This is a genomic window from Akkermansia muciniphila (genome assembly GCF_040616545.1).
Classification (GTDB): Bacteria; Verrucomicrobiota; Verrucomicrobiia; order Verrucomicrobiales; family Akkermansiaceae; genus Akkermansia; species Akkermansia muciniphila_E.
Window position 1 is genome coordinate 2,993,199 of sequence record NZ_CP156688.1, and the last position, 24,208, is coordinate 3,017,406.

At 59.1% G+C, this 24,208-nt stretch carries 20 protein-coding genes, 1 tRNA gene and 1 riboswitch; of the genes, 12 read left to right on the plus strand and 9 right to left on the minus strand.

Features of this window, described 5'->3' with window-relative positions; genetic code table 11:
- Positions 1 to 3 precede the first annotated feature (3 nt).
- From argS to ABGM91_RS12145, 4 genes are all read right to left on the minus strand, one after another.
- Positions 4 to 1,761, minus strand: a complete 1,758-nt coding sequence (gene argS, locus ABGM91_RS12130; RefSeq protein WP_354832669.1) for an arginine--tRNA ligase — start codon at positions 1,759 to 1,761, stop codon at positions 4 to 6.
- 219 nt (positions 1,762 to 1,980) lie between these two features.
- Positions 1,981 to 2,352 (minus strand): four helix bundle protein, encoded by a 372-nt coding sequence (locus ABGM91_RS12135; protein WP_354832671.1) that lies wholly within the window; start codon positions 2,350 to 2,352, stop codon positions 1,981 to 1,983.
- 580 nt (positions 2,353 to 2,932) lie between these two features.
- Positions 2,933 to 3,457 (minus strand): hypothetical protein, encoded by a 525-nt coding sequence (locus ABGM91_RS12140; protein ID WP_354832673.1) that lies wholly within the window; start codon positions 3,455 to 3,457, stop codon positions 2,933 to 2,935.
- A 94-nt stretch (positions 3,458 to 3,551) separates the two neighbouring features.
- Positions 3,552 to 4,415 carry a hypothetical protein gene (locus ABGM91_RS12145; protein WP_354832675.1) on the minus strand — a complete coding sequence of 288 codons (864 nt, stop codon included), beginning with the start codon at positions 4,413 to 4,415 and terminating at the stop codon, positions 3,552 to 3,554.
- 191 nt (positions 4,416 to 4,606) lie between these two features.
- Here ABGM91_RS12145 and ABGM91_RS12150 point away from each other — a divergent pair, with 191 nt between their 5' ends.
- Both ABGM91_RS12150 and ABGM91_RS12155 read left to right on the plus strand, forming a co-directional pair.
- Positions 4,607 to 5,107, plus strand: a complete 501-nt coding sequence (locus tag ABGM91_RS12150) for a GNAT family N-acetyltransferase (protein ID WP_354832677.1) — start codon at positions 4,607 to 4,609, stop codon at positions 5,105 to 5,107.
- A gap of 96 nt (positions 5,108 to 5,203) precedes the next feature.
- A complete protein-coding gene (locus ABGM91_RS12155; RefSeq protein WP_354832679.1) occupies positions 5,204 to 6,217 on the plus strand; it encodes a TlpA disulfide reductase family protein in 1,014 nt (337 codons plus the stop codon).
- Between the two features lie 40 nt (positions 6,218 to 6,257).
- On the opposite strand, the gene ABGM91_RS12160 is transcribed toward ABGM91_RS12155, so the two are convergent.
- Positions 6,258 to 6,617 (minus strand): TfoX/Sxy family protein, encoded by a 360-nt coding sequence (locus tag ABGM91_RS12160; RefSeq protein WP_354832681.1) that lies wholly within the window; start codon positions 6,615 to 6,617, stop codon positions 6,258 to 6,260.
- A gap of 238 nt (positions 6,618 to 6,855) precedes the next feature.
- A riboswitch (cobalamin riboswitch) is annotated at positions 6,856 to 7,010 on the plus strand.
- A 30-nt stretch (positions 7,011 to 7,040) separates the two neighbouring features.
- Between ABGM91_RS12160 and ABGM91_RS12165 the strand changes: the two genes are divergently transcribed.
- The 8 genes from ABGM91_RS12165 to ABGM91_RS12200 are packed head-to-tail and all read left to right on the plus strand — an operon-like array spanning position 7,041 to position 17,528.
- Positions 7,041 to 8,006, plus strand: a complete 966-nt coding sequence (locus ABGM91_RS12165; protein WP_354832683.1) for a sirohydrochlorin cobaltochelatase — start codon at positions 7,041 to 7,043, stop codon at positions 8,004 to 8,006.
- Between the two features lies 1 nt (position 8,007).
- A complete protein-coding gene (locus ABGM91_RS12170) occupies positions 8,008 to 8,715 on the plus strand; it encodes a precorrin-2 C(20)-methyltransferase (RefSeq protein ID WP_354832685.1) in 708 nt (235 codons plus the stop codon).
- Positions 8,712 to 9,953 carry a hypothetical protein gene (locus ABGM91_RS12175; protein ID WP_354832687.1) on the plus strand — a complete coding sequence of 414 codons (1,242 nt, stop codon included), beginning with the start codon at positions 8,712 to 8,714 and terminating at the stop codon, positions 9,951 to 9,953. Before ABGM91_RS12170 ends, ABGM91_RS12175 begins: the two co-directional genes overlap by 4 nt.
- A gap of 6 nt (positions 9,954 to 9,959) precedes the next feature.
- The gene (locus ABGM91_RS12180) at positions 9,960 to 10,622 is read left to right on the plus strand and encodes a precorrin-8X methylmutase (RefSeq protein ID WP_354832689.1); all 663 of its coding nucleotides are present in this window, start codon (positions 9,960 to 9,962) and stop codon (positions 10,620 to 10,622) included.
- A gap of 38 nt (positions 10,623 to 10,660) precedes the next feature.
- Positions 10,661 to 11,779, plus strand: coding sequence for a cobalt-precorrin-5B (C(1))-methyltransferase CbiD (gene cbiD / locus ABGM91_RS12185; RefSeq protein ID WP_354832691.1), 1,119 nt, complete (start codon positions 10,661 to 10,663; stop codon positions 11,777 to 11,779).
- Entirely contained in the window at positions 11,767 to 12,984 is a 1,218-nt protein-coding gene (gene cbiT, locus ABGM91_RS12190; RefSeq protein WP_354832693.1) for a precorrin-6Y C5,15-methyltransferase (decarboxylating) subunit CbiT, read from the plus strand. Before cbiD ends, cbiT begins: the two co-directional genes overlap by 13 nt.
- A complete protein-coding gene (gene cobM / locus ABGM91_RS12195) occupies positions 12,981 to 15,599 on the plus strand; it encodes a precorrin-4 C(11)-methyltransferase (protein ID WP_354832695.1) in 2,619 nt (872 codons plus the stop codon). The genes cbiT and cobM overlap by 4 nt, the downstream gene beginning before the upstream one ends.
- A gap of 45 nt (positions 15,600 to 15,644) precedes the next feature.
- Positions 15,645 to 17,528: a cobyrinate a,c-diamide synthase gene (locus tag ABGM91_RS12200; RefSeq protein ID WP_354832697.1), complete on the plus strand. Its 1,884-nt coding sequence runs from the start codon at positions 15,645 to 15,647 to the stop codon at positions 17,526 to 17,528.
- Between the two features lie 57 nt (positions 17,529 to 17,585).
- On the opposite strand, the gene cobO is transcribed toward ABGM91_RS12200, so the two are convergent.
- A complete protein-coding gene (gene cobO / locus ABGM91_RS12205) occupies positions 17,586 to 18,113 on the minus strand; it encodes a cob(I)yrinic acid a,c-diamide adenosyltransferase (RefSeq protein ID WP_354832699.1) in 528 nt (175 codons plus the stop codon).
- Between the two features lie 243 nt (positions 18,114 to 18,356).
- On the opposite strand from cobO, the gene ABGM91_RS12210 reads away from it, so the two are divergent.
- Positions 18,357 to 18,444 (plus strand) — tRNA-Ser (locus ABGM91_RS12210).
- 164 nt (positions 18,445 to 18,608) lie between these two features.
- Complete coding sequence (locus tag ABGM91_RS12215; RefSeq protein ID WP_354832700.1) at positions 18,609 to 19,259, plus strand: hypothetical protein; 651 nt, start codon at positions 18,609 to 18,611, stop codon at positions 19,257 to 19,259.
- Between the two features lie 128 nt (positions 19,260 to 19,387).
- On the opposite strand, the gene ABGM91_RS12220 is transcribed toward ABGM91_RS12215, so the two are convergent.
- The 3 genes from ABGM91_RS12220 to ABGM91_RS12230 are packed head-to-tail and all read right to left on the minus strand — an operon-like array spanning position 19,388 to position 24,141.
- A complete protein-coding gene (locus ABGM91_RS12220; RefSeq protein ID WP_354832702.1) occupies positions 19,388 to 20,194 on the minus strand; it encodes a hypothetical protein in 807 nt (268 codons plus the stop codon).
- Between the two features lie 48 nt (positions 20,195 to 20,242).
- Positions 20,243 to 22,510: a hypothetical protein gene (locus tag ABGM91_RS12225; protein ID WP_354832704.1), complete on the minus strand. Its 2,268-nt coding sequence runs from the start codon at positions 22,508 to 22,510 to the stop codon at positions 20,243 to 20,245.
- Positions 22,489 to 24,141, minus strand: coding sequence for a hypothetical protein (locus ABGM91_RS12230; RefSeq protein WP_354832706.1), 1,653 nt, complete (start codon positions 24,139 to 24,141; stop codon positions 22,489 to 22,491). The genes ABGM91_RS12225 and ABGM91_RS12230 overlap by 22 nt, the downstream gene beginning before the upstream one ends.
- Between the last annotated feature and the right edge of the window lie 67 nt (positions 24,142 to 24,208).

Below are 24,208 nucleotides of genomic sequence, written 5' to 3' on the forward strand. Positions count from 1 at the left end.
GGGTTACATTCTGTCCGGAAGCTGGATGCCCAGCAGGCCCAGCCCGTGCTTGAGGGTGCGGGCCGTCAGCTCGCAGAGGGCCAGGCGGGAGTGCCGCACGGCCCCTTCCGATTTCAGGACCGGGCACGCTTCATAGAAGGAATGGAAGGCGCGGGCCAGGTCAAAGAGGTAGGCGGCCAGCACGTTCGGGCGGCAGTCGTCCAGCACCTGGGGCACCACCTCCCCGTAGCGGGCCAGGAGCCGCGCCAGGTGGATTTCCGCATCTTCTGAAAGCTGAATGGGAGCGGACCAGTCCAGCGGGCTGCCGTCCAGCTTGCGGAAGATGGAACGGACGCGCACGTAGGAGTTCTGGAGGTACGGGGCCGTGTCCCCCTGGAGGGCCAGCATTTTGTCCCAGTTGAAGACGTAGTCCGTCATGCGGTTCTGGGAGAGCTCCGCGAACTTCACGGCGCCTATGCCCACGACTTCCGCCACGCGCTTTTTTTCCTCCTCCGGCATGTCCGGGCTCTTTTCCTCCACCACGCGGGCGGCGCGTTCAATGGCTTCATCCAGCACGTCCTGAAGGGAAACGGTATCCCCGGAGCGTGTCTTGAACGGCTTGCGGTCATCCCCCAGGATGGAGCCGAACGCGATGTGGCGGTAGTCCCCGTCCATGCCGCGGCGGCGCTGCGTGGAGAATATCTGGCGGAAATGCAGGGCCTGCGGGGCGCCCACCACATACCAGATGGAATCCGCCCCCCACGTTTTGATGCGGTGGTCCAGCGTCGCGAGGTCCGTGGTGGCGTACAGGAAGCCGCCGTCCGCCTTGCGGATGATGCAGGGGTTGGCGCGCCATTCCCCCTTGTCCTGCACCAGGAAGGGGTCTTCACTGGGCGGTACGGAGCCGTCGGAAAACACGCAGATGGCGCCGTCGCTCTCCCTGGCCATTCCGGCGGCGATCATGCCGTCCACCAGCGGTGCCAGGGCGTCGTTGTAAAAGCTTTCCCCCAGCCAGTAGTCAAAGTGGATGTCAAGCTGGTCGTAGATTTTGGAAAGGCCGGATTTGGAGACTTCCACGCAGCGCTTCCAGATCGCCAGGTTTTCGCCGTCCCCGGCCTGGAGCTTCACCAGCTCCGCCTTGCAGGTATCCAGCAGTTCCGGCTTTTCCTTGCACATCAGGTTCACGTCCTTGTACACCCGCAGCAACTCGTCAATGGGGTTGGCGGCCAGGGCCTGTTCATCCAGAATGTTCTTCCAGCCCCACAGGATCATGCCGAACTGGGTGCCCCAGTCACCGATGTGGTTGTCCGTGATTACGTTGTGCCCCACAAAGCGAGCCACGCGGGAAAGGGCGTCCCCGATGATGGTGGAACGGATGTGGCCCACGTGCATCGGCTTGGCGACGTTGGGCGCGGAGAAGTCAATGACGATCGTTTTGGGGTCCTGCACCTTCTCCACCCCCAGCCGGTCATCCGCCAGCATGGCCAGCAGGCGCGCGGCGTAAAATTCCGGCCTGATGCGGAAGTTGATGAACCCGGGTCCGGCGATTTCCAGGGAACAGACGTCGTCCTGCCCCATCCGGTCCACCACCTGCTGGGCCAGAGCGCGGGGGTTCGTGCGGCACCGCTTGGCAAGCACCATGGCGGCGTTGCTCTGGTAGTCCCCAAACCGCAAATCCGCGGACGGCGTCACACTGGCGCAAAAATCAGCGGGAAGCTCCTCCCCCAACACCGCTTTCAACGCGGCGGACAACTTTTCTTCAAGAATTCCGGGTATGGTCATGTCTGCTCAGATGAACGGACATTCCACCGCCGTAGTCAAGGCGCAACTGTCATGAAGACATACCTTTTAACCAACTACTCAGCCCGTAAATTGCCCGGGATGACCATTGGGACGAATGAGACCGGGGAGACAATTGCTTTTACGCGCTGCCCGTCTTCCTTCTCTGTTTCCGCAGCCGGGTCATCCTTTCCCTTAAGCCGCCCTCCTGCAAAACCGCTCTTACAGTACATCCAGTTGTTTTTTCAATAAAAAACCAGCTTGATGAATCAGACAAACCGCCATATTGGCAAACACTTCATCGTTTCTGGAAAGAGCCAGGTTCAAAAACCATTCCGAATGCTCATACCGCCGGGAAGCCTTCCGCATAAAGAGGGATTCCGGAGAATCCTTTTCCCATAGCCTCAGATTGCGCGTACGCAAATAATCTTCATAGTCCAGCAGAAGTTCTTCCAGACTGGCCCGGGCAACATTGGTCAGCTTGATTTCCGTTTCACGGGAGGTGACGGAAGCCATGCTTCCCTCCGCAATATTCTGCTTGCCGGAACGCGCCGCCTGCACCATCTGGTCAGTGGTACGCGCATCGCGGCTCAAGTAGCGTCTGCAAAAAGCTACCGTCAAATCGTAAATGACCTGAGCTTTGCGGAATGAAAGAAGCTGCCTGTATCCGCCTCCTTTCGGCAATAAACGCCCGTCATCCATTCGTCCCCCCTTCCCGCTCCAGCCCCATCGTCCCATTCAAACGCTTCATCGTTCCATCATACGATGAACAAAGGGAGGGCTCAACTTTTTCCCCCGCCTCCCAGGCGAGCCGGGCGTCCAGCGCCCGAATCCGCCTTTTCCGTCAGCGTGCCTTTGCTAGAAGGAGCGCATTCTGGAAGACTTCAACCAGTCTTCCAGTTTCCTGGAGGCCTTTGCCTCTTTTTCACGTTTCTTTTCCGGCACGGACTTTCCGGAGAAAGCCTTCGCCAGAACCAATGCCAGTTTTCTTTTCATTTTCATTCTATTTTTTCTATAGGGTTTGCTCCCTCCGGAGCGGGAGGCATTCAGGGAGAATCCTCCCTCCCCTTCGGGGAACGCCGCCTACTTACTGTATGCAGGAAGTTTAGTCCACTAGAAAAAAACGCTTCCTTGTCATACTAATTACAATAAGTAAAGCAGGACGCGCAGGCCTTTAATCAAGAGACTTTTCCAGCAGGTCCGCATCCTTGGCCGCAGACGGGTCAAAGGGACGGCCTACCTTCTTCATTTCCATTTCCACCCGCTGGTGTGACGAATTGTCCTCCAGCATGCCGTCCAGGGAGCGTTTCAGGGAAGCCAGGTTGGACGTGTAAAGCTTTTGCCGCGCCGCCGAGCGGGAGGCCAGGACGCCCTGCCGGTCAAACAGGGCCAGCACCGTATAGACGTCTCCGTTTTTGCCTCCGGCAATCAGATTGACGCCAAAGAGGGGGATGTTCCCCAGGAAGTTGTTTTTAGCCTTGCGGTAGCGGTAGGTCCACAGCGTCCCGTTTTTCATGGTGACTGCGTCGGAGGGCTGGCCCAGGACGTCGTAAACGTCCGCCTTGGAGGATTTTCCCGGAACCAGGGCGCCGTATGCCGCCGGGGACGCCACGGATTTGTTGCCGTAGGTGACGGAACAGGCGGAGAGCGCCAGACAAAGGGCGCCCATGAAGGGGAACAGGACGTAACGCATCTGCATGGCGGAAAGGTACGTTGGCGGGGCTTCAAGTCAATCCCGCAGCCCACCATTTCCCGCATGCGCCGGAAATATCCGCGCAGAGGAGATGCCTTCCTCAGGCCTTCCCTTTCTCCCCAAAGTCATATTTTTCCGTTTTCCAGAGGAACATGCGGCGGTAGAGGTGGTATTCCGTCACGCAGAGGATGGGCATGCCGATGGTTCCGATGAAGGGCAGAAGGCGGAAGAGATGGCGGCACAGGTAGAGCACCACCATCAGGAAGCTTTCCCTGAATACGGTCATGTACAGGGAGTACGGGTTGACGAGCGTTCTTTTGTACAGGGAGGAGGCCAGCAGGGGGCCGAGAATGGGAATGACGCCCAGCACCACCACAGCCGCAAAGGTCCATCCCCTGCGCCGGGCAATGTAATCATCATAACGGTCCACGGATTGCTCCCCCTGGAGCACCGCTTTTCCGCAGGCCGGGCAGTTCTGTTCCAGCGTAGGTTCATGGAGCGGCTGCCCGCAGTAGAAGCACCGCCGGTAGCTGCGGAGCACTTCCTCATGCCTTTTCCGCCCGGTGGACGGAATGACGGTGCGCAGCCTGGAGTAACCGATCCAGTTCAGGGCGCGGGGCTTTGGATTGGGCGTGCCGCACTTGGGACAGTGCAGGCCGCACGGGTACATCATGGTGCCGCACTTGGAGCAGAAGATGCGGTGGTCGTATTCCCGGCGGCGGCAAAAAAGGTAGTAGGCCCCCAGGGCCAGGCCGCCCAGCAGGCCCAGGGCGATCACCACCCACGGATACAACAGGCAGTAGGCCACCAGGTATTCCGTCCAGGAATGGTCGGAATGATGGATGAAGGATTCCGGGCCGATGGGATTCTGCGCCACATCCGGAAGCTGGCTTACGTATTTTTCACCCATGTCCCTGAGCGGCCCCGCAGGGATCCATTGTTGTATGGGGATGGGTTCTCTCATGGTCTGGCATGCATGCAGGGTACACCATACAGACAGGATTCACCCCGGTTTCCGTTAAAAAAGCCTGTGCCATCCAGCATAAAACTCTCTTGCCGGAATAGGGAGGTGAAAGTAGGCCATGCCGGGAAATTCCCCCGGGAACCGGGAAGAGGCCCTTTTCATCCGGCGTTTTTCCGTGTAGTATTCCCGCCATGCCGACACTCCGCCAAGCCACCAAAGACGACATCATGCTTATTCATGAACTGGCCGGGCAGGCTTTCCCCGCCACTTACCGGGACCTCCTTTCCCCGGAGCAGATGGAGTTCATGATGGACTGGATGTATTCCCCGGCCAATCTGAAGAAGCAGATGGAGGAGGGGCACGTGTATTTCATCGCCTCCCATGACGGGGAGCACTGCGGCTACCTGTCCGTCCAGCCGGAAGGCCACGGCGTTTTCCATTTGCAGAAGATTTACGTGCTGCCCGGTTTCCAGGGCCTCCACATCGGCAGCTACCTGTTCCGCCAGGCCATCAGCTACATCAGGAGCATTCACCCGGAGCCGTGCCTGATGCGCCTGAACGTCAACCGCTACAATACCCGGGCGGTGGAGTTTTACCAGCGCATGGGCATGCGGGAACTGGAACGCGGGGATTTCCACATCGGCCACGGCTATTACATGACGGATTACATCATGGGGCTGGACATTGCCTGAAACGCCTTTCCCACAGGAACGGGGCGCCGGAGAGGCAGGCGCGGGGAGCGCGCTTCCTTCTTGACACTCAATGCGGCATTCTGCATCATCCATCCTATGAAAACCTTTACTGCCTTCCTTTTGTCCGGAACCATCGCCGCCATGACGGCCCCGGCTTTCATCCAGGCGGCGGACAACGGCAACGGAGCGAAGGTTACCTACCCTTCCTTTGACGACAGCAGCCACCTCCACGGGCCCAAGATCAAGGCTTCCGACCTGAAGGGGAAGGTGGTGTTTTTTGAGTACTGGGGCATCAACTGCCCGCCCTGCATCGCCAGCATGCCGCATTTGCAGGAATTGCAGGATAAGTTCCAGTCCAAGGGCTTTACCGTGGTAGGCAGCCACCGCCAGGGGCCCAGCCCCAGGATCAAGCAGTTTCTGGAGGAAAAGAAGATTACCTTTCCCGTTTACCAGGGGCTGGATATTCCGGCGGCCTCCTGTCCGGGCGGACTGCCGCATGCCGTACTGATCGGGGCCAACGGCAAAGTGGTGGCCAAGGGCCATCCCACCCAGCTTTACGACCTGGTGAAGAGGGAGGTGATGAAGGTGGAACGCGGCCTTCCCATTCTGGAAGGCGTGGAGCTGGACAAGTACAAGTCCCTCGCCAAGACGGTCGTTTCCAACGGCAGCAACATTGAGTCCAAGATCACTCCCCTCCGGAAGAAGACGGACGACGAGGAGGCGCAGGCCGTGTGCAACGCTTTTGACGAATGGCTCGGGGACGCCAAGGAGATGGTCCAGGCCCAGATCCAGTCCAACCCGCTGGAAGCGGTGACGGCCATCACGCGCCTGAAGACGGCGGTTCCCTCCGTCAAGGAGTTTGACGAACCGCTGGCGGTCCTGAAAGCGAACAAGGACCTGCCGAAACTGGCGGACCTCAACAAGAAGATTTCCGCGCTGGAACAGCGGAAGGCGAAAGGCCGCAAGATCTCGGAGTCCGACCTTAAATCCCTGACGCAGGCCGTGGACAAGTTCGCGGAGTCCGACAATGAAGCCACGCAGACCGTCGCGGGCAACCTGAAAAAGAGCCTTTCCTCCCTGGCCGTGCCGGAGTCCCCGGAAGATAAGTAAGTTTTTCCGCCAAACGTTTTTATAAGGCACCAGCAGGCGTTTACGGACGCCTGTTTCTTTTTTCCCCGGAAGTTTTTTTCTTCTTCCCGGACAAGACGTCCGGAGCGGAGAGGACGGAACACGTTTCCCGGACAAAAGAGGAGAGGGCCCGGTCATCATCCAGCTCCGTCATCAGGAAATGAGGCCTGGCTCCGGGATAGGGAGAGCCCTGCTCCTGCTGCGGCAGCCTGTTCAGCCCAGGCTCCGTGATCTTGACGAACAATTGGTTGTCACAGACCAAACCGAAAAACTTCCGGTCACAGTACAGGCCGTATTCCCCAAACATTTTTTTGAAGGAAATATCCCCGGCATGGCGGAGCTGGAAACAAATATATTCTACTACATCAGGGGAAGAGGCCATGCCCCATGTTCTCATACCATCCCCGCCTGCGGCAAGCCGCAAACGCCGGACTGCCGGACTGGAAATCCGCGGTCCCGCAGCCGGAGCCGCGCGCCTTTTTCCGGGGCAGGCGCAGGAGCGGGAGGAAAGGCGGCTTTTACCCGTTCACGCGTCTTTTTTCCGGATGCCCGGAAATCCGGCGGCGGTTCTAATAATCATTGACACTGACGGCTAAAAACGCCATTAAACACGCCGAAGCAACGGGGAATTCCGTGAGAACCGGAAACAGTCGCGCTGCGGTATCGGGTTACAAACCCTCAAGGGACGCTTTTCACCGGGCGTTTCATCAGCCAGTCCTCCCATTCCGGAGGGTGAAGGCGAGGGGGAGGTTGGAGACCCGGAGTCCGAATATCCTTGCTCCGGTTCACCATACCTTATCAACGCATGATTGAAACATCCTCTTACGTGCCGGGGGCGTTCCTGCCCCTTTCCTCCGTTTTTCTTGCAGGCCTCACCCTGTTTTCCCTGCCCGTGCTTTCCGCCGCCCCATGCGGGACGGAAGCCTCTCCCGCCCCGGCGGAACAGGCGGCTCCGTCACAGCAGGAAGGGCTTCTTCTCGTCGCCTTCGGGACCAGCCACCAGGATGCCACCGTCTCCTATAAGGAGCTGGAAAAGGACATGCTGCCCCATTTTTCCCCAGACCGCCTGAAGTGGAGCTATACTTCAAGCATCATCCGCAGGAAGCTTGCCGGACGCGGAACCCCGGTCCCCTCCGTGGAGGAGAATCTGGACCGCATGGCCCGCGCGGGCATACGCACGCTGCGCGTCCAGTCCCTCCACATCGCCCCCGGAGAGGAATTTTCCCGGATGGAAAGGCAGATCGTCAGTTTCCTGGCGCGCCATCCGGATAGCTTTGACCACGTGTTCATCGGCCGCCCCCTGCTGGAAAGCGAGCGGGACAGGGACGAGGCGGTCACGGCCTTGTTACAGCATTTCCCCGCGGAACGGAAGAAGGGTGAAGCCATCCTGCTCATGGGGCACGGCCAGCAGGAAGGCCGCTGCGACATGGTGCTTTCCGATTTTGCCCGCGAGTTGAATGACCGCGACAGCCTGGCGTTTTTCGCCACCGTGGAAGGTACGCGCGGCGTGGCCCCCATTCTGGAACAGCTCAAGAAATCCGGCGCAAAAACGGTCTGGCTGGCCCCTTTCATGCTGGTGGCCGGAGATCATGCCAAAAACGACCTGGGCGGGGACGAGGAGGATTCCTGGGCCTCCATGCTCAGGAGGGAGGGGTTCACCGTTAAAACGCACCTGAAGGGCCTGGGGGAAAACCCGGGCATCCGCGCCGTTTTCTCCCGCCATGCCCGGACCACGGCGGACGACCTCATGGCTCCCAAGAAAGCGCACTGACATGTCCACCCCCGGAAAATTTTACGGCGTGGGCATAGGCCCCGGCAATCTGGAATACCTGACGCTGAGGGCCGTCAACGTGTTCCGGTCCGTGGACGTGGTGTTTACCGTGACGGGCCCCAACAGCGATTTCAGCATTTCCGAAGCGGTGGTGCGGTCCGTGGGCGGCGTGAAGGCCCAATTCCACAAGCTGGTTTTCAGTATGTCCCGCGACGCCAGAACCCGGCAGGAGCAGATTGAAAAGAATACGGCCATTATTGAGGAGTCCCTTTCCCGCGGCCAGGACTGCGCCTTTGCCACGCTGGGGGACGCCATGACGTACAGCACCCTGGGCTATATTCTGAGCCTCCTGATCAGCCGTAATCCGGACCTGCGCACGGAAGTGGTTCCGGGGATCACCTCCTATTGCACCCTGGCGGCCCACAGCCGCCGGATCCTGGTGGAGAACGGGGAACGGCTCCGGGTTATTCCCGCCTTCAGGCCGGAGATGGCGGATTCCCTGGAGTTCCCTCCCGGAACCACCACCGTTCTCATGAAGACCTACCGCAGCCGCGCGCGCCTGATGGAGCGCATCCGGCGGGAGAAGGATATCCGCGTTATTTACGGGGAAAGACTGGGCATGCCCGACGAGTTTATTACGGACGATATTGACGTCATCGCCGCCAGGCCGGAAGAATACCTTTCCCTGATGTTCGTCAAGAAGGCATGAACGGCACCAGGCACTCCCGCACCTATCCCTGGCGCCAGCCTCTCCGCTGGCTCTGGCTGGCGCTGGCGCTGGCGGCCTCCGGAGTCATGGTGGTGAAGATGCCCGCGGGCATGGGCGCCTCCGCGCCCGGAAAGTCCCGCATGACCATGAAGCCTGCCGCGGAGGCTCCCGCGGAAACGCGCGGGGAAGGAAAGGGACAGGAAGAAGGCTCTGCTGCCAGCCCGTCCCCGGCTCCCAAAAAGCGCCATCATTCCCGGAGCGCGCAGGCTCCGGAAACAGGCGCGGAGAAAATCCTGGCGCGCCTGCCCCAGATAGGCAGCCTGATCGGCCTGGTGGCCCTGGCGGCCTTCATCGGCGGGATTGCAGAAATCTTCCGCTTTCATTTTGCCCTGGGCAAGCTGTTCGGCGGGCTGGCCCGCTGGGCCCACCTGCCGGAAATCATCAGCCTGTCCATCCCCACGGCCCTTTATTCCAACGCCGCGGCCAACGGCATGCTGGTGAGCAGCCATGCGGAAGGCAAAATCACCCATTCCAACCTGATTGCAGGCGGCATGATGAACAGCTATCTGTCCTTCGTCTCCCATTCCCTGCGGGTGGCATACCCCGTCATCGGCGCGGTGGGGCTGCCCGCCATCTGCTACTTCGGCTGGCAGATGGGCTTCGGCTTCCTGTTCATTGCGGGCGTGCTGTTCCTCCACCGCAGGAAAAGCCCCGCCGCCGTTCCGGAGGCCGCGGCTTCCGGTGAGGCCCCCGCCGCCGGGCGCCCCTCCCCGGAATGGCGCCAATCCCTGCGCCAGACGTGCCTGCGGGTGCTCGCGCTCGTTTTCCGCATGCTCTGCCTGACGGTTCCCCTGATGATCGGCGTGGAGTGGCTGATGAAAAACGGCCTGTTTTCCTGGTGGGAGGAACACGTGCCGGACTGGGTCAACCGCATTTTTCCCGCGGAGCTCATGAGCATTGTGGCTGCGCAGATGGGCGGCCTGGTCCAGGCCGCAGGGGTGGCCGCCAACCTCCGCAGCCACGGCATGGTTACCTCCTCCCAGATTTTGCTGGCCATGCTGGTAGCCAGCGCCATCGGCAACCCCATCCGCGCCCTGCGGCGCAACCTTCCCTCCGCCATGGGCATTTTCCCCGCGCGGGACGCCTTGACGATCGTGCTCGTCATGCAGCTTTCCCGCATGATCGGTGCCATTCTTCTGATTGCCCTGACGGGCCTTTTCATCCATTATACCCATTGACGCCTCATGACCGCCGCACCTGAAATCCGCTGGGACATGTCCCCCGCCGCCATTGAGGCGGAAAGCTTTGCCGCCATTGAACGGGAGTTCCAGGGCTGGGAAGAGCTGCCGCCCGCGGAATGGAAGGTCATGCGCAGGCTCATCCACACCACGGCGGACCTCTCCATTGCCGCGGGCCTGGCTTTCCGCCATGACCCCATTCCCTCCGCCCTGGCGGCCCTCCGCAGCCACTGCCCCATTTTCTGTGATTCCAACATGATCCGGGCCGGGCTTTCCGTGGAACGCCTGAGGCGCGCCCACCCCGGTTACGGCAAGGAGGATATCCATTGCTACATTGCGGACGCGGACATCGCCGCGCAGGCCAGGGTCACTGGAAGGACGCGCGCCATCTGCGCCGCGGAAAAGGCGCGCCCCATCCTGGACGGAGCCGTCGTCCTCATCGGGAACGCCCCCCTTTCCCTGGCCCGCATCTCCCGGTATGTGCTGGAGGAGGGCATCAGGCCCGCCCTGATCGTAGGCATGCCGGTGGGGTTCGTCAACGTGGTGGAATCCAAATTGCTGGCGGGGACCTGCCCTGTTCCCCAGATCGTTCTGGACGGGCGGCGCGGCGGCAGTGCCCTGGCCGTCACCACCCTGCACGCCATTCTGGAAAACCTGCCTGCCGCCTGATTTTTCCGCATTCATCCCCATCCGCCGAGTTCCGTTCCATGTCCACCCCCCTCCGCCAGCCGCTCCGGAAAGGATTTTCCACCGGGGCCAATGCCGCCGCCGCCATCACGGCCGCGTGGAGGACGCTGAACGGAGAGAACACCAGGGAAGCCATTCCCCTGCTTTTCCCGGACGGGGAGACGAGAACGCTGCCGCTGGCGGCCAGTGAGCCGGGATTTTCCCGAATTATCAAGGACGGAGGGGATGACCCGGACTGCACCCACGGAGCCGTGATGGAGGCGCGCGTCCGGGCGGTCGTTCCGGAAGAAGCCGCCCCGGAGGATTACCTCCTGTCCGTCCGCGGGGCAACCCTTATCCTGCGCTCCGCCGGGGGCATAGGCCTGTGCACGCTGCCGGGCCTGGATTGCGAGCAGCACAAATGGGCCATCAACGAGGGGCCGCGGCGCATGATTGCGGACAACCTGGCCCGCTCCGGCATGCGGGAAGGCTGCTGGCTGGCGGAAATCTCCGTCCGGGACGGGGAAAAGCTTGCCGGGAAAACGCTCAACCCCCTGCTGGGCGTGGTGGGGGGAATCTCCATTTTAGGCACCAGCGGCATCGTACGCCCGTACAGCCATGAAGCCTACATCGCCACCATCCGCATTTGCGTGCGCTCCACCCGGCTCTCCGGCTTTGACAAGGCGGTGTTCTGCACGGGGGGAAGGACAGCCGCGCTGGCCAAGTCCCTTCTGCCGGAGTACCCCTCCATTTCCTTCATCTGCATTGGCGATTTCATTGCGGAAAGCCTTCAAAGCGCAGTAGAACAGGGCATGGCGGAGGCCGTGGTGGCCTGCATGCCGGGCAAGCTCTGCAAGTACGCCGCCGGGTTCTCCAACACGCACGCCCACAAGGTAGCGCAAGACATGCAGCTCTTTCTCCGCACGGCGGAACGCCATGCCGCGCTGACGGAAGAAGCGCGGCGGAGCATTCCGGCCTGTTCCTCCGTACGCCAGGCGCTGGCGCTGGTTCCGGAAGAGGCCCGCCTTTCCCTGTACCGGGACCTGGCCGCGGAAGCCCGCCGGCAGTTCCAGCGCCACGCGCCCGGCCTTCCCGTCCGTTTCCTGATCTCCGGTTTTTCCGGCAACCTTCTTCTTGATCTACCTCCATGCCTCCCCTGACCGTTTTTTCCTGCGGCATAGGCCCGCTTCACCCCTCCCCGGCCCTGCTGGACAAACTGGCAGAGGCGCAGAGCCTGTACGCTTCCGCCGCCCTGCTGAAGGAGTGCCCGCCCTGCAACGCACGGCGCATCCCCATCGGCAAGAATGCGCGGGAACAGGCGCGGGAAGCGCTGGAAGAGGCCCGGCAGGGAGGAAACGTAGTGGTACTGGCTTCCGGAGACGCCCTGTTCCACGGAATGGGAGGCACGCTCCAATCCCTGGCCTGTGATGAAGACCGGCTGGAATTCATCCCGGCCCCCACCGCGTTCCAGGCCCTGTTCCACCGCCTGGGCATGCCGTGGGACCGCGCACGGTGCTTCAGCGCGCACAGCACGGAAGAGGTCCCGTGGGGGGACATTCTGGCCCAGCCGCTCCCCGTCCTTTACGGCGGGCATCCACTTACCGCGTGCCGCCTGGCCGGTGAGGCCGTCCAATTCCACCCCCCGGCGGCCGAACGTTCCGCCGTGGCGGCGGAATGCCTGGGAACTCCCGGGGAACGCATCCTGAAAGGAACCCTGGCGGAACTGGCACGGGAGGAATGCGCCCCCACTTCCGTGCTCCTGCTGCTGCCGGACGAACGTTCCGGAGCCGCGCCCATTCTGCCGCTGGGCCTGCCTGCGGATTTTTATGAAAAGGAGAACAACCTGATTACGGCGGAGGAAGTGCGGGCGGTCATCCTGTCCAAACTGCGCCTTCCCGCCTGGGGCGTGCTGTGGGACGTGGGCGCCGGAAGCGGCTCCATTGGCCTGGAAGCCGCCGCCCTGCGCCCCGGACTTTCCGTGTACGGGCTGGAACGGCAGAATTCCCGCCTGGAACTGATCCGCCGGAACAGCCGGAAACTGGGTTGTGTGAATTACGCCTGCATGCAGGGAGAAGCACCGGAAGCCCTGGCTGCCCTGCCCGCGCCGGACCGCGTTTTCATAGGAGGCGGGGGAGGCGCGCTTGAATCCATCCTCCAGGCGTGTTTTAACGCCCTGAACCCCGGCGGCCTTCTGGCGGCCTCCGCCGTGACCACGGAAAGCGAGCACCTTCTTTACGGCTGGAACGCCGCCGCACGCACCGGCATGTTCTCCCTGGACATCGCCTCCGAATCTTCCATTGCCGGAACCTACCACCATCTGCGGCACGGCAACCGCATCACTCTTTTCACTTATTCCCGCGCATGAACACCACCCGTTTTCCCATCCATTTCATAGGAGCCGGCCCCGGGGCCGAAGACCTGATTACCGAACGAGGGGCCGCCCTCCTGAAGGAGGCGGACGTGGTCGTCTACGCCGGGTCCCTGGTCAATCCGGGCCATCTCAAACGCTGCCGCTCGGAAGCGGAACTGCACGACAGCGCCAAAATGAACCTGGAGGAACAGGTGGAGGTCATGGCACGGGGGGTATTGGAAGGAAAGAAGGTGGTGCGCCTCCACACGGGGGACCCGTCCATGTACGGAGCCATCGCGGAGCAATTCGACCTGCTTGACAAAAAGGGCATTGAATCCATCGTGGTGCCGGGGGTCAGCAGCGTTTTTGCCGCCGCCGCGGCCCTGCGCACGGAACTGACTTATCCGGGAATTGCCCAGAGCCTGGTGCTGACGCGCACCCCGGGCAGAACGCCCATGCCCTCCGGGGAAGCCTGCGAGGCCTTTGCCAAAACGGGCGCCACGCTGGCGTTCTTCCTCAGCGCGGGGAAGCTGGACGAACTGGCCGCACGGCTTATCTCCGCCGGGAAGTCTCCCGACACGGCGGCGGCAGTGGTGTACCGCGCCACCTGGCCGGATGAAAAAATCATCCGCGGCACGCTGTCCACCATTGCGGCTGAAACGGCACGCGCGGGCATCGGCAGGCAGGCCCTGATTCTGGTGGGTGACGCCATCGGCGCGCATGACTGCGGGCAGTCCCTGCTCTACCACGGCCAGTTCAGCCACGGCTACCGGAATGAGAAGGAAGATGAACGGTTCAACGGAAGCTGCGCCTTTTACGCCTTCACGGCCAAGGGCGCCCGGAAGGCAGTGGAAATATCCCAGTCCCTGGGGAAAACCGTCATTTACTCCGTAGGCAGGAGTGGGGAGGAAGAAGGCGTGAACCGGGTGGCGCCGGAAGATTTTGACCAGCTTCTGGCCTGGCTGTGGAACCAGTTTGACGCCCATGTCTTTGTGGGGGCCGCGGGCATCGCCGTCAGGAAAACCGCCCCCCTGCTCCGGGACAAGGCCACGGACCCGGCGGTGGTTTCCTGCTCGGAATCCGGCTCCCACCTCATTCCCCTGCTCTCCGGGCACCTGGGCGGCGGCAACCGACTGGCGCGCAGGCTGGCCCGCATCAGCGGAGGGGAAGCCGTCATCACTACCGCCACGGATACGCGGGGAATAACCGCCTTTGACGAAGCGGCGGCCAGGGAACAAGCCTGCGTTCTGAATCCGGACGCCATTAAAACCCTGAACGCCGCCCTGCTGGCCGGAGACTCCATCCTCTTCCATGGTCCGCAGGAAATTTATGAACGGTACTGGAAGGAATGCCCCCAGGTCATCCCGGCGGAAATGGAAGGAAAGGAGGCCACGGAAACGCCGGATGTTCCCGCCGTGTACTGGGACGTGACCGCGCCGGAGACCGTGGGGAAAGCTCCCGCCCTGTCCATCCGGTCCGCCTCCTTCGTGCTCGGAATAGGCTGTAAAAAAGGGACGGACCCTGAATTGCTGAAGCAAAGCGCGGAGGAATTCCTGCACCGGCAGGGACTTTCCCGGTCCCGGCTGAAAGCCCTGGCCTCCTGTACCCTGAAGGAGCAGGAACCGGCCATCCTGGCCCTGGCCGAGCAATGGGGAGCGCCGTTCCAAGTCTTTACGCCCGACGAGCTGAACCAGGTGGACATCCCCACGCCGTCAGACGCCGTCTTTGAAAAAACGGGCACGCACTCCGTTTCCGAAGCCTCCGCCATCCTGGCCTCCGGAGGAACTCTGAAAACGCCCAAAACCGTTTGCAACGGAAGCATTACGCTGGCTCTGGCGGCGTGCCCGCACGGCAGCCGGAACACGGAACGCCAGGGAACGGGAAATGTCATCGTCATCGGGCTGGGGTCCGGTGCGCCGGGCCAGCTCACGCCGGAAGCGGCGGCGGCCATTGACCGTTGCGGCTGCATTGCCGGCTACACCAGGTACCTGGATTTCATCCGGGAACGCATTCACGGGAAAAGAATGATCCAGACCGGAATGATGGGGGAAGTGCCGCGCTGCATGGCCGCGCTGGAAGCAGCGCTGGCGGGGGAAAACGTCTGCATGGTGTGCTCCGGAGATCCCGGCATCCTGGCCATGGCGGGGCTGCTCTATGAATTGCGGAAGGAAAATGAACGCTTTTCCACCGTCGGCATTGACGTGCTGCCAGGAATTACGGCGGCCAATATCTCCGCCTCCGCCCTGGGGGCTCCCCTCCAGAACGGCTTCTGCCTGCTGAGCCTGTCAGACCTGCTGGTGCCTGCGGAGGAAATCCGGGCCAACCTGGAACAAAGCGCCGGAACGGCCCTGCCCGTGGTGCTGTACAACCCCGCCGGGCGCAAGCGCCGCCATCTGCTGGAAGAGGCCCTGGATATTTTCCGGAACAAACGCGGCGGCCAAACCCTGTGCGCCTATGTGAAGCACGCGGGACGCCCCGCCCAGCAGAAATGGGTGGGCACGCTGGCGGAATTCCCGCTGGAGGACGTGGACATGTCCACACTGGTGCTCCTGGGAGGCCCCCGGACCATCAGGGACGGCGGCGTGCTCTTTGAACGGAGGGGCTACGCCGACAAATACGGAATATCCTGACCTTGTCCGGAAGACAGCCGCCGCAGAGAATTTTCCATATCCCCCATGAACAAGCCCTTTCACGCCTTCTGCATTGCCTCCACCCAGTCCGGCGGCGGCAAAACAACGGTGTCCCTGGCCCTGATGGCGGCCCTCTGCGGCCGGGGCTTCCGCGTGCAGGCCTTCAAATGCGGACCGGATTACATTGACCCGTCCTTCCACCGCCAGGCTACGGGCCAGCCCTCCTTTAACCTGGACACGTGGATGATGGGGAAAACCGGGGTGCGGTCCCAGTGGGCGCGGCACGCCTCCTGCGCGGACATCGCCATCTGCGAGGGGGTCATGGGCCTCTTTGACGCCCGGACGCCGGAAAGCCTGGAAGGAAGCACGGCGGACTGCGCCCTCACGCTTGGCCTGCCCGTCCTGCTGGTGGTTCAGGCGCGCGGCATGGCGGGCTCCATTGCCGCCGTCGTCCGCGGTTTTTCCCAGCACCATCCCGGCCTGAACATCGCGGGAGTTATTGCCAACGGCGTGGGAAGCGCCACGCACGCGGACCTTCTGCGCCGGGCGCTGGCCCATTACGGCCTGCCGCCGCTGGTGGCGGCGCTGCCCAGAAACGCGGAATGGACGCTCCCGGAACGGCAACTGGGCCTTGTTCCCGCGGAAGAGGAGGCCCGGCAGCAATCCTGGTTCCGCCGGCTGGCGGAAGCAGTGGAAAAGCATGTCAACTGGGAACTGCTAATGGACATCACGGAAATTCCCCGCCCCGCTCCCCTGAAAGCCTCCGTGCCGTCCGCCCCTGCCCGCGGGCGCCTGGCCGTGGCGCGGGACAACGCCTTCTGCTTTTACTATGAGGACAATCTGGAACGGCTGAGGCAGATGGGCTGGGAAATTACCTGCTTTTCTCCGCTGGAAGACACCGCCCTGCCGGAAGGAACCGGGGCCATTTATCTGGGGGGCGGCTATCCGGAAACCTTCGCAAGCCGCCTGGAACGTAATGAGGCCATGCGGAACGCCATCCTGGATTTTGCCCGGAGCGGCGGAGAAATCTTTGCCGAATGCGGCGGGTACATGTACCTGTGCCACGAGCTGGTGCTTCCGGACGGGACAATCAGGAAGATGTGCGGAGTCATTGACGGGACGGCGCGGATGGGAGAAAAGCTCCGTTCCCTGGGGTACCGGGAAGCCGTGATGGAAACGGAAGCCCCGTTCGGCCAGCATTTCACCCGCATCCGCGGCCATGAATTCCACTGGTCTTTCATTGAACTGAACCGCCCCTACCCGCCCCTTTACACGGTCAGGGGAAAGGATGGACGCCTGAACGCGGAAGGCGTGGCGGACGGCAATGTGAAGGCCGGCTACATTCACCTGTACTGGGGGCAGGAAAACCCGGACGCCCCGCAGCCGCCCCAGCCACGGCAGGGGCGCGTCATCCTGCTCAACGGGGCCTCCAGCGCGGGAAAAAGCACGCTGGCCCGGACCCTGCGCCGCCTGATGGGGGAAGATTCCATGATCTTTTCCATGGACGACTACCTGGCCATGAGCCGGGGAAGGCATGAAAACGCCCTGGACGCCGTCCGGAAATCCGGACTCCCCTTCATCGAGTCCTTCCATGCCGCCATTGCGGAAGCCGCGCGGAAAGGCGCCCTGGTCATTGTGGACCACGTCATCGGCGAATCCGCCCGCTGGATCCGGGACCTGCTGAACCGCCTGAACGGCATTCCCTGCGCCCTTGTCAAGGTGGACTGCCGGGAAGACATCCTGCAGGAACGCGAGCGGAACCGTACCGACCGTACTCCGGACCCGGCCCATGCGGAGCGCCAGCACGGAAGCATCCACCGGCACTTTCCGCATGATTTCTCCATAGACACCTCGGAAGCCACGCCCCGGAAATGCGCCCTGGAGCTCATGGGACAGCTGCCGCCGGAATTCAGGATGGCGCAGAAATGAAGAGAAGGAACCGGCGGCGGGAAGAGCTTTATCCGAGAGCTTTCAGAAAAGAATGTTTTAAAACTCAACATTCCTCTGAGCCTTGATTCCCTGCTGAAAGGCATGCTTCACGCATTCAATCCGGCTTACGGTATCAGCCACGGCGACAATTTCCTCCGGCGCATCCCGGCCCGTCAGGACGACGACCTTTCCGGCGGCAATTTTCTTCAAGGCATCCACGACTTCCGCAACGGGGATGAAGCCGTAATTCAGGGGGTAAAAAATCTCGTCCAGAATCACGATGCCCACGGAATCGTCCTCCAGTCTCTGCCGGGCCACCCGCCAGCCATCCCGGGCGGCGGAAGCATGGCGTTCACGGGACTCTTCATCCCTGGCGCGCCCCGTAAATCCTTGTCCGGAACACACTACCTCCGCATTCGGAAACTGCCGGAGGGCCACCACCTCCCCATAGGAACCGTCGTGCTTGATAAACTGAACCACGACCACCTTGCCGCCATGCCCCAGCGCGCGCAGGGCCATGCCGAAGGCGGAAGTGGTCTTTCCCTTGCCGGGGCCGGTCAGAACGAGAATGCGGGAATCTTTCATGCCCGGCATGATACAGTTTACCAGCGGCAATACCCAGCCCAAACTCCCATTGATTCCCGGCGTGAAATGCACTGCCAATCTCCGCATTCCACTTTTGTTCATGGCGGAAGCATCTTCCTCCGGCAGCACAAAATTTCATGAAGCACAGGCACCCATGCCACCTCCGCAAACCTGCGGACAGACGTGAATAGGGCTTTACAGAACCGCCTTCTTCAAGGTAGCTTATGCCCGCGCTTGTTGCATGGAGAGATGGCAGAGCGGTTTAATGCAGCGGTCTTGAAAACCGCCGTGGGGCAACCCACCGTGGGTTCGAATCCCACTCTCTCCGCCACCCTTGCCTATTTTAAGTCATCCCAAATCGTTGGTTTATCAATGTTTTGCTTTTCCGACCCCGGATATTCTTCCCGGCGTTTTCCCGAGACATTCCCGATTCCCGAAGAGACAAGGCCCGCTGATTCCTTCTTTTTGGCCCCCTGTTTCCTGATACGGTAGGGCATGTTTTACAGAATACTCATCGTCAGTCTGCCCGGTTCACCCAAACGAGAAATCATGACCCAGCGCCTCTCCGCCCAGGGGCTTTCCTGGGAATGGGTGGACGGGGTGCGCGTCGCTTCCATGGAGGACATCCCCTGGGAGGAAAGGAACGATTTGGAGGCTTACGGCATTCCCCGTCTCAAGCAGGCTCCGGAATACGTTTGCCGGGCCATCGGGTGCAAGCGGGCCATGCGCCGCGCCATTGACCATGCCGCCACCTGCGCGGAAGACTGGGTACTCATCCTTCAGGATGATGCGGTGCTGGCGGATTCCTTTGACTCCAAACTGAAGGAACTGCTCCATCGCGTTCCCTACGAAACCGGATGCGTGATGCTGCACCACGCAGGAAGCGGCGTGAAGGAAGTTGAGGGCTGGACGCGCGTCACGGGCGATGTGCGCAGCATGACGGCTTTTGTGCTGCGCCCTCCGTTTGCCAGGTCCATGTCCAAAGCCCTCCTGCCATGGGGAGGAGAAACAGACCGCATTTGGGAACACCTGGCCCGGCAGGGGGAGTTCATTATCATCCCTGCCGGGCCAGGGCTTGTTTCATGCAGCCAGAAGGAAAGCGACATCATCGGAGGTATCCCGGAATTGAGCAAATTTTGGGAATGAAGGAACCAGACAGAAGACCCGTACACGTTATGCAGGATGAGGGCCGCGTGACCGTGCGATCAGGGAAGCGTGGATAAGAGTTTTCCAGGAAAACAAGTGATTGCCCAGCGAACCGACATCACCAGCACTTAATCCAAACGGAGATGGGCATACGGGCTTTTTGCCTCCTGCAATAACGGTAGAATCCGGGAGAGGAAACACTCCCGCAGTGCCGGATTGCGGGCAAAGGGGATAGTTTCATCATCATGAAATTCCCGGATGATATTCTTGTACTTAGCCGTTTTCATGAAGTGCATCCAGCAGGGATTGGGATAAGGTTTTACCTGCGGATGAGCAGTTATATCCACTTCATAAGGCGCCGTAATTCCAAAACGGGGCAAGTTGTTCATGCCGCAGATGAGGTAGTCTCCCCCTCCATTTACGGGCCGAGGACCGTAGATCATCAATCTTTGCTGATGGACGAGGGTATTGTGCCCCTGGACAGAGACGCAGTCCTCCGGGCCGGATATCATTTGAAAGGCTGCTTCCAGTTCCCGGGTGAAATAAATTTGGTCAGCGTCTATTTTAGACATACAAAACGACTGCCCTTCACCAAGACGACGAATGAATTCCATCCCGAAATTCAAGTAGGTGTCTATTCTGTTTTCAGGCGGCAGGCTTCTCAAGTCATCCACGGAATGAGGAGGGACGATGTGGTGGGGATAATGGAGAAAGCTGAAACAGCACTGATAAGCGCTGCAGAGGCGCTGCTCCCATTCCCTGATCAGGTCAATACTGCGGTCATCCATATCCGCCCAGAGCACAACAACGTGGTCCAGAACGGGAGCTACGCTCAACAGGCATGGAATAACGGCATTTTCTTCATTGAGAACACGGAGAAAACCTATCCGTTTCATGTTTCCCGGTGATTTTGTTTCCTGTGATTGACGTTCCATATAGTTTTAATTAAGTGTTTTTCATTTTCGGGGCATTTTCCGGCAAGCTCAGGCCGGTATAAGCAGATTTTTCCCGTCTGCATGATTCCCGCTTTCCGTTTCCATCATCCGGAACATTTCTTCCATCCAGGATTGAACCAATTCCGGTTTTTCTTTTACCAAGTGTATGATTTTTCCATGGACATCAGTATGATGTTCCTTGCTGCCAGCCTGATGGACATATGTTTTCAGAAGATAGGGTGCCAGTCTTTCCGTTGCTTCTTCATCAAGGGTCCAATGTTGATTGGCGCTGTAAAATGCAAACAATTGAAGGCCGGATGTTTCCGGCTGCCGAATCAGCCTGAGGGGGTCTCCATAACGCTGCAAAAGGTTTTTAAACGGCTTTTTTTCTCTAATCTGCGCATGGAACGGAGAAACCTTCACCCCCCGGTGTACAGGGGACTGCCCACTGAAGTCCACCGGCCATGCGCATCCCCACACGCCAATATGAAGATGGGGGAAATCCTTTTTCAACCGCTGCGCCAGAACAAGGCCCGCAAGAGCATCCTTGCAAATCCCCATCAGCAGCACGGATTTCAACTGGGGCATTTTCCGTATCCCCCGTTCCATATCAAGATACATGCGTTCCAGAAGCATCAGCCCCTCCCATTGGTGATATCTCATGCCGATAAAAGGACGGCAGGAGTGCCGGAATACGGAGTTGCTGCCATCGTACGGGTTGACGATCAATTCCGTGGCGTATTTGTTCACTTCATTGAGGGTAGAGAAGAAATGATAGTCCAGGTATTTATATTTCCCCTCTTCCGTCTTGAAGAATTGTTCAGTTCCCCAGTTATCCCATTTAAGAACGAGATTGCTTTCATCATGTTGAAGTATGGTTGCATGGTCATTGCGGTGAAGCCTGTGACCACGTTTTTCATCCATCTGGAATTGGTCTGTCCACTGAGGATGGCTGAGGATAATGGTCTCCGCTGAAGTCATGTCCATGGCAGGAACGTCCACAACGGAAGGAACCGGAGATGCCGGGCAGGAGTAATGGAATTCACTGGCGGCATCTTCCAGAATGGGGATGACTCTTCCACTGTCAATGAGGGATTGCATGTAGGCATTTTCCGTTGGCGCATGATGCTTCCATGAACCTGCGGCCCTCAGGTTCATATCCGTATCTCCCAAATAATAAAGCTGGGCTTCAGGGAATAAATAGTCCGCGAGACAAAGAGCCTTGCTTAACGTGGTGAAGTTACCCGTGCTCCGGTGAACTGCTCCCGGCATGAATTTCCAGTTTTCCAGTCCTTCCCGGCAGGCAAATTCATTGGAAGAGTCCAATTCTTCATTATTAAAGTAAATTTCCGGAACTCCGCGCAAGACTTCCATATGCCTTTCCCCAGGAGAAAAAGCCAAGTATATGGCGCAGCAGGAAATCAGAACTATATCCGTCTTCACTCCTGCCAGGCCGGAATTCAAATTATCCATTTTGCTTACTCTGATCACTTTGTCACAAGAGTCTACAAACGCTGAATAGTTGCGTGTCAAATCACGTTTATTGGAAACGATGCAAATACGTTGCCTGCATCCTTCTGAAGCCAGAAAATATTGATAGTTTTTGATTTCACTTAATCGCGACAAGGCATGCCACTCTTCTTCCGTATCAATTTGCAGGCAACAGGGAAAGTCGTTTGGATAGGGGCACGAGTTATCCTCAAACATCGTGCCCGTTTCCAGAAATTTCTTCCGGGTTACGATATTGATGTTTCCATCAAAAAAATAGAAAAATTTTTTGGCATCCTGTTCACGATAAGCCAGATGGAAATGCCCCTCAAAATGGCCAATCATTTTAGTCTTGCGAGCCGTATAAGCGGATTGGATTTTTCCCTTTTCCACATCTTCCGCCATTTGACGAAGAAGCCCCGGACGACGGAAGGGAGAAGTTGGCTGCAGTACGGCGAACATCTCACAGGAGAAGCGGGCCAGCACCTGGCGTATGCAATTTTCCATCCGGCGGTCGTCCACCGTCTCCCGGAAGAAATGGATGCCTTCCCGGCGGCAGCGTTCCATTATTTTTTCACTGTCCGTACTGACAACGGGGACAAATCCCTCCTGCAGGGCGTAGGAAACGGAATATAAAAACAAGGGCCTTCCGTTCAACAAGCGCCTGTTTTTATTAGGACAGCGCGCCGAATGTTTTTTAGCAGGAATGATGGCCAGTTTGGGGACAAAAGAGGGCAGAATGCGATCCTGTGGGTCAAATCCCGCCCGCAAATCCGCAAAAGCAACAGGTTTGGCCTCCTGGAATTTTATATCTGCTGCCTCAGCCATGTGTGTCCTCCACGTTTTTGAAGAGATTTATCCTTCACGATCATTTTGGCTTTCGGCTTGATCGCCATAAGATTTTTTTGATTAAAGTCCAATGTTTCAGGAAACAAATATTCCGGGGATAAAACAAGCGGATGCCTGCCGATCATATATTTGTTGAGATGGCTTTCATCATGCCAGACGGCAATGACGCCATCCTCAAGATCCCGTCTGACGGCACCGGCCAATTCCCGGCACATGCAGAGATAATCTTCAGCCCTTCCCCCATTGAAGCCTCCGGCGAAATAATATTCTCCCTCGGAAGGGAGAACACGTGCCCGGGACATTCCATTTTTTTCATAGGGGTAAGCGGACCGATGGCATTTGTAGTACCCCGGATGCATCGTTACCGTAAGGCCTTGCCGGCTCGTCGGGAAAATTTCCCGCCCGATAGGCGCTATGGGAAGCAGAGTGCCGTTCATGAAATAAATGTAGTCGTACTGCTGTAGTTCCTCCTGAACCTTTAAAAAAGTTTCAAACCTTCTCAAGGTTTCCATGGGCCATGGATAAAACGGTTTGCTGACAAGGGTAACGTCTTCTCCCGTTTCCGCTTCCATATGATCCGTGAATAGAAAATAATGCACATCGTGCCCTGTCAAAAAATACTGTCTGGAAGCCGCATAGAACTCCTCCCAGAATGTAATGTAACGCCCCGTGGCCACAAACAGGACAGCCACTTTTTTTCCGGATGGAGGAGAAGGTTCTTCACGCTTGCCGCTACCTGACAAAAGGAAGATGCCGTCTTCCCTTTTTTTAAACGTCTCTACTCCCCAGCAATCCCACTTAAGGGTTATTGCCTTGTCAGTGGCGGAAACAACATCCGCTCCGTCATCACGTTCAAAACGGCGCGCCCGGTTCCCAAGGATACGGATAACATCATGCCATTGGGGATGATGCACTTCCATGAGATGCTCCTCATTGTCCCGGTTAATGGAAATGTTCCAGTTCCTACCCTGAAAATCTCCCGGCACCAGTCCTCCGCGCATTACGGAGGTATTGCCGGTCTGGATCACCAGATGCATCGGGAGAGACATTTCCTGTACATACCGGGTACGGTTGCAGCTCCCGGTATCCAGCATGATCATGTGCATGAAGTTGTCTTCCGTAAAGCCGTATCCGGCATGACGGAGCCTGGGCGACATTTTGGATATCCGGTGCGGCTCCTGCTCACAAATCATTAATTTTTCCAGGACATCACGACTAAAGACCAGAGTGGGGCCAAAGCAGCCGAAAAATCCATTTCCGGAGAAGGGATAGCCACCCCTGGCGCCCAGGTATTCTCCCGGTCCACAGTAGAAGCTGCTGAATTCCGGAGGAAGATGCAGATGGAAGTTATTGACTGACTTGAAATAGTCCCTGCCGTACAAGTCATCATCATCAACTTTGGCGAAAAGATCGTACCCGGAAACGTCCAAATCCCTTACCGTATCCAGAAAATTGGAAAGCTGGTTCTTGTTGGGGAACAGCCGCATCGTCAAACGTCCTTCGTGAATGAAATGTTCAAACAGGGGCAGCACAGTCCTGCGGTACGTACCTTCCGGTATTCCTTTGACAGCTGCAAAAACATGCAGATTCGGATAGCTCTGATCCATCATGCACCAAATTTGCCTCTGCAAATCCGTCAACCGCTTATAGGAGGAGATGCAGGCCGCAATCTTGCAG

Bases quoted from the DNA above. Each gene is read 5' to 3' on its own strand.
- cbiT (WP_354832693.1), top strand. From the start codon at position 11,767: ATGCCTCCCCTGACCGTTTTTTCCTGCGGCATAGGCCCGCTTCACCCC.
- ABGM91_RS12175 (WP_354832687.1), top strand. From the start codon at position 8,712: ATGAACGGCACCAGGCACTCCCGCACCTATCCCTGGCGCCAGCCTCTC.
- ABGM91_RS12225 (WP_354832704.1), bottom strand. From the start codon at position 22,510: ATGGCTGAGGCAGCAGATATAAAATTCCAGGAGGCCAAACCTGTTGCT.
- ABGM91_RS12165 (WP_354832683.1), top strand. From the start codon at position 7,041: ATGATTGAAACATCCTCTTACGTGCCGGGGGCGTTCCTGCCCCTTTCC.
- ABGM91_RS12180 (WP_354832689.1), top strand. From the start codon at position 9,960: ATGACCGCCGCACCTGAAATCCGCTGGGACATGTCCCCCGCCGCCATT.
- ABGM91_RS12220 (WP_354832702.1), bottom strand. From the start codon at position 20,194: ATGGAACGTCAATCACAGGAAACAAAATCACCGGGAAACATGAAACGG.
- ABGM91_RS12145 (WP_354832675.1), bottom strand. From the start codon at position 4,415: ATGAGAGAACCCATCCCCATACAACAATGGATCCCTGCGGGGCCGCTC.
- ABGM91_RS12150 (WP_354832677.1), top strand. From the start codon at position 4,607: ATGCCGACACTCCGCCAAGCCACCAAAGACGACATCATGCTTATTCAT.
- ABGM91_RS12215 (WP_354832700.1), top strand. From the start codon at position 18,609: ATGTTTTACAGAATACTCATCGTCAGTCTGCCCGGTTCACCCAAACGA.
- ABGM91_RS12160 (WP_354832681.1), bottom strand. From the start codon at position 6,617: ATGGCCTCTTCCCCTGATGTAGTAGAATATATTTGTTTCCAGCTCCGC.
- cobO (WP_354832699.1), bottom strand. From the start codon at position 18,113: ATGAAAGATTCCCGCATTCTCGTTCTGACCGGCCCCGGCAAGGGAAAG.
- argS (WP_354832669.1), bottom strand. From the start codon at position 1,761: ATGACCATACCCGGAATTCTTGAAGAAAAGTTGTCCGCCGCGTTGAAA.
- ABGM91_RS12140 (WP_354832673.1), bottom strand. From the start codon at position 3,457: ATGCAGATGCGTTACGTCCTGTTCCCCTTCATGGGCGCCCTTTGTCTG.
- ABGM91_RS12230 (WP_354832706.1), bottom strand. From the start codon at position 24,141: ATGATGGATCAGAGCTATCCGAATCTGCATGTTTTTGCAGCTGTCAAA.
- cbiD (WP_354832691.1), top strand. From the start codon at position 10,661: ATGTCCACCCCCCTCCGCCAGCCGCTCCGGAAAGGATTTTCCACCGGG.
- cobM (WP_354832695.1), top strand. From the start codon at position 12,981: ATGAACACCACCCGTTTTCCCATCCATTTCATAGGAGCCGGCCCCGGG.
- ABGM91_RS12200 (WP_354832697.1), top strand. From the start codon at position 15,645: ATGAACAAGCCCTTTCACGCCTTCTGCATTGCCTCCACCCAGTCCGGC.
- ABGM91_RS12155 (WP_354832679.1), top strand. From the start codon at position 5,204: ATGAAAACCTTTACTGCCTTCCTTTTGTCCGGAACCATCGCCGCCATG.
- ABGM91_RS12170 (WP_354832685.1), top strand. From the start codon at position 8,008: ATGTCCACCCCCGGAAAATTTTACGGCGTGGGCATAGGCCCCGGCAAT.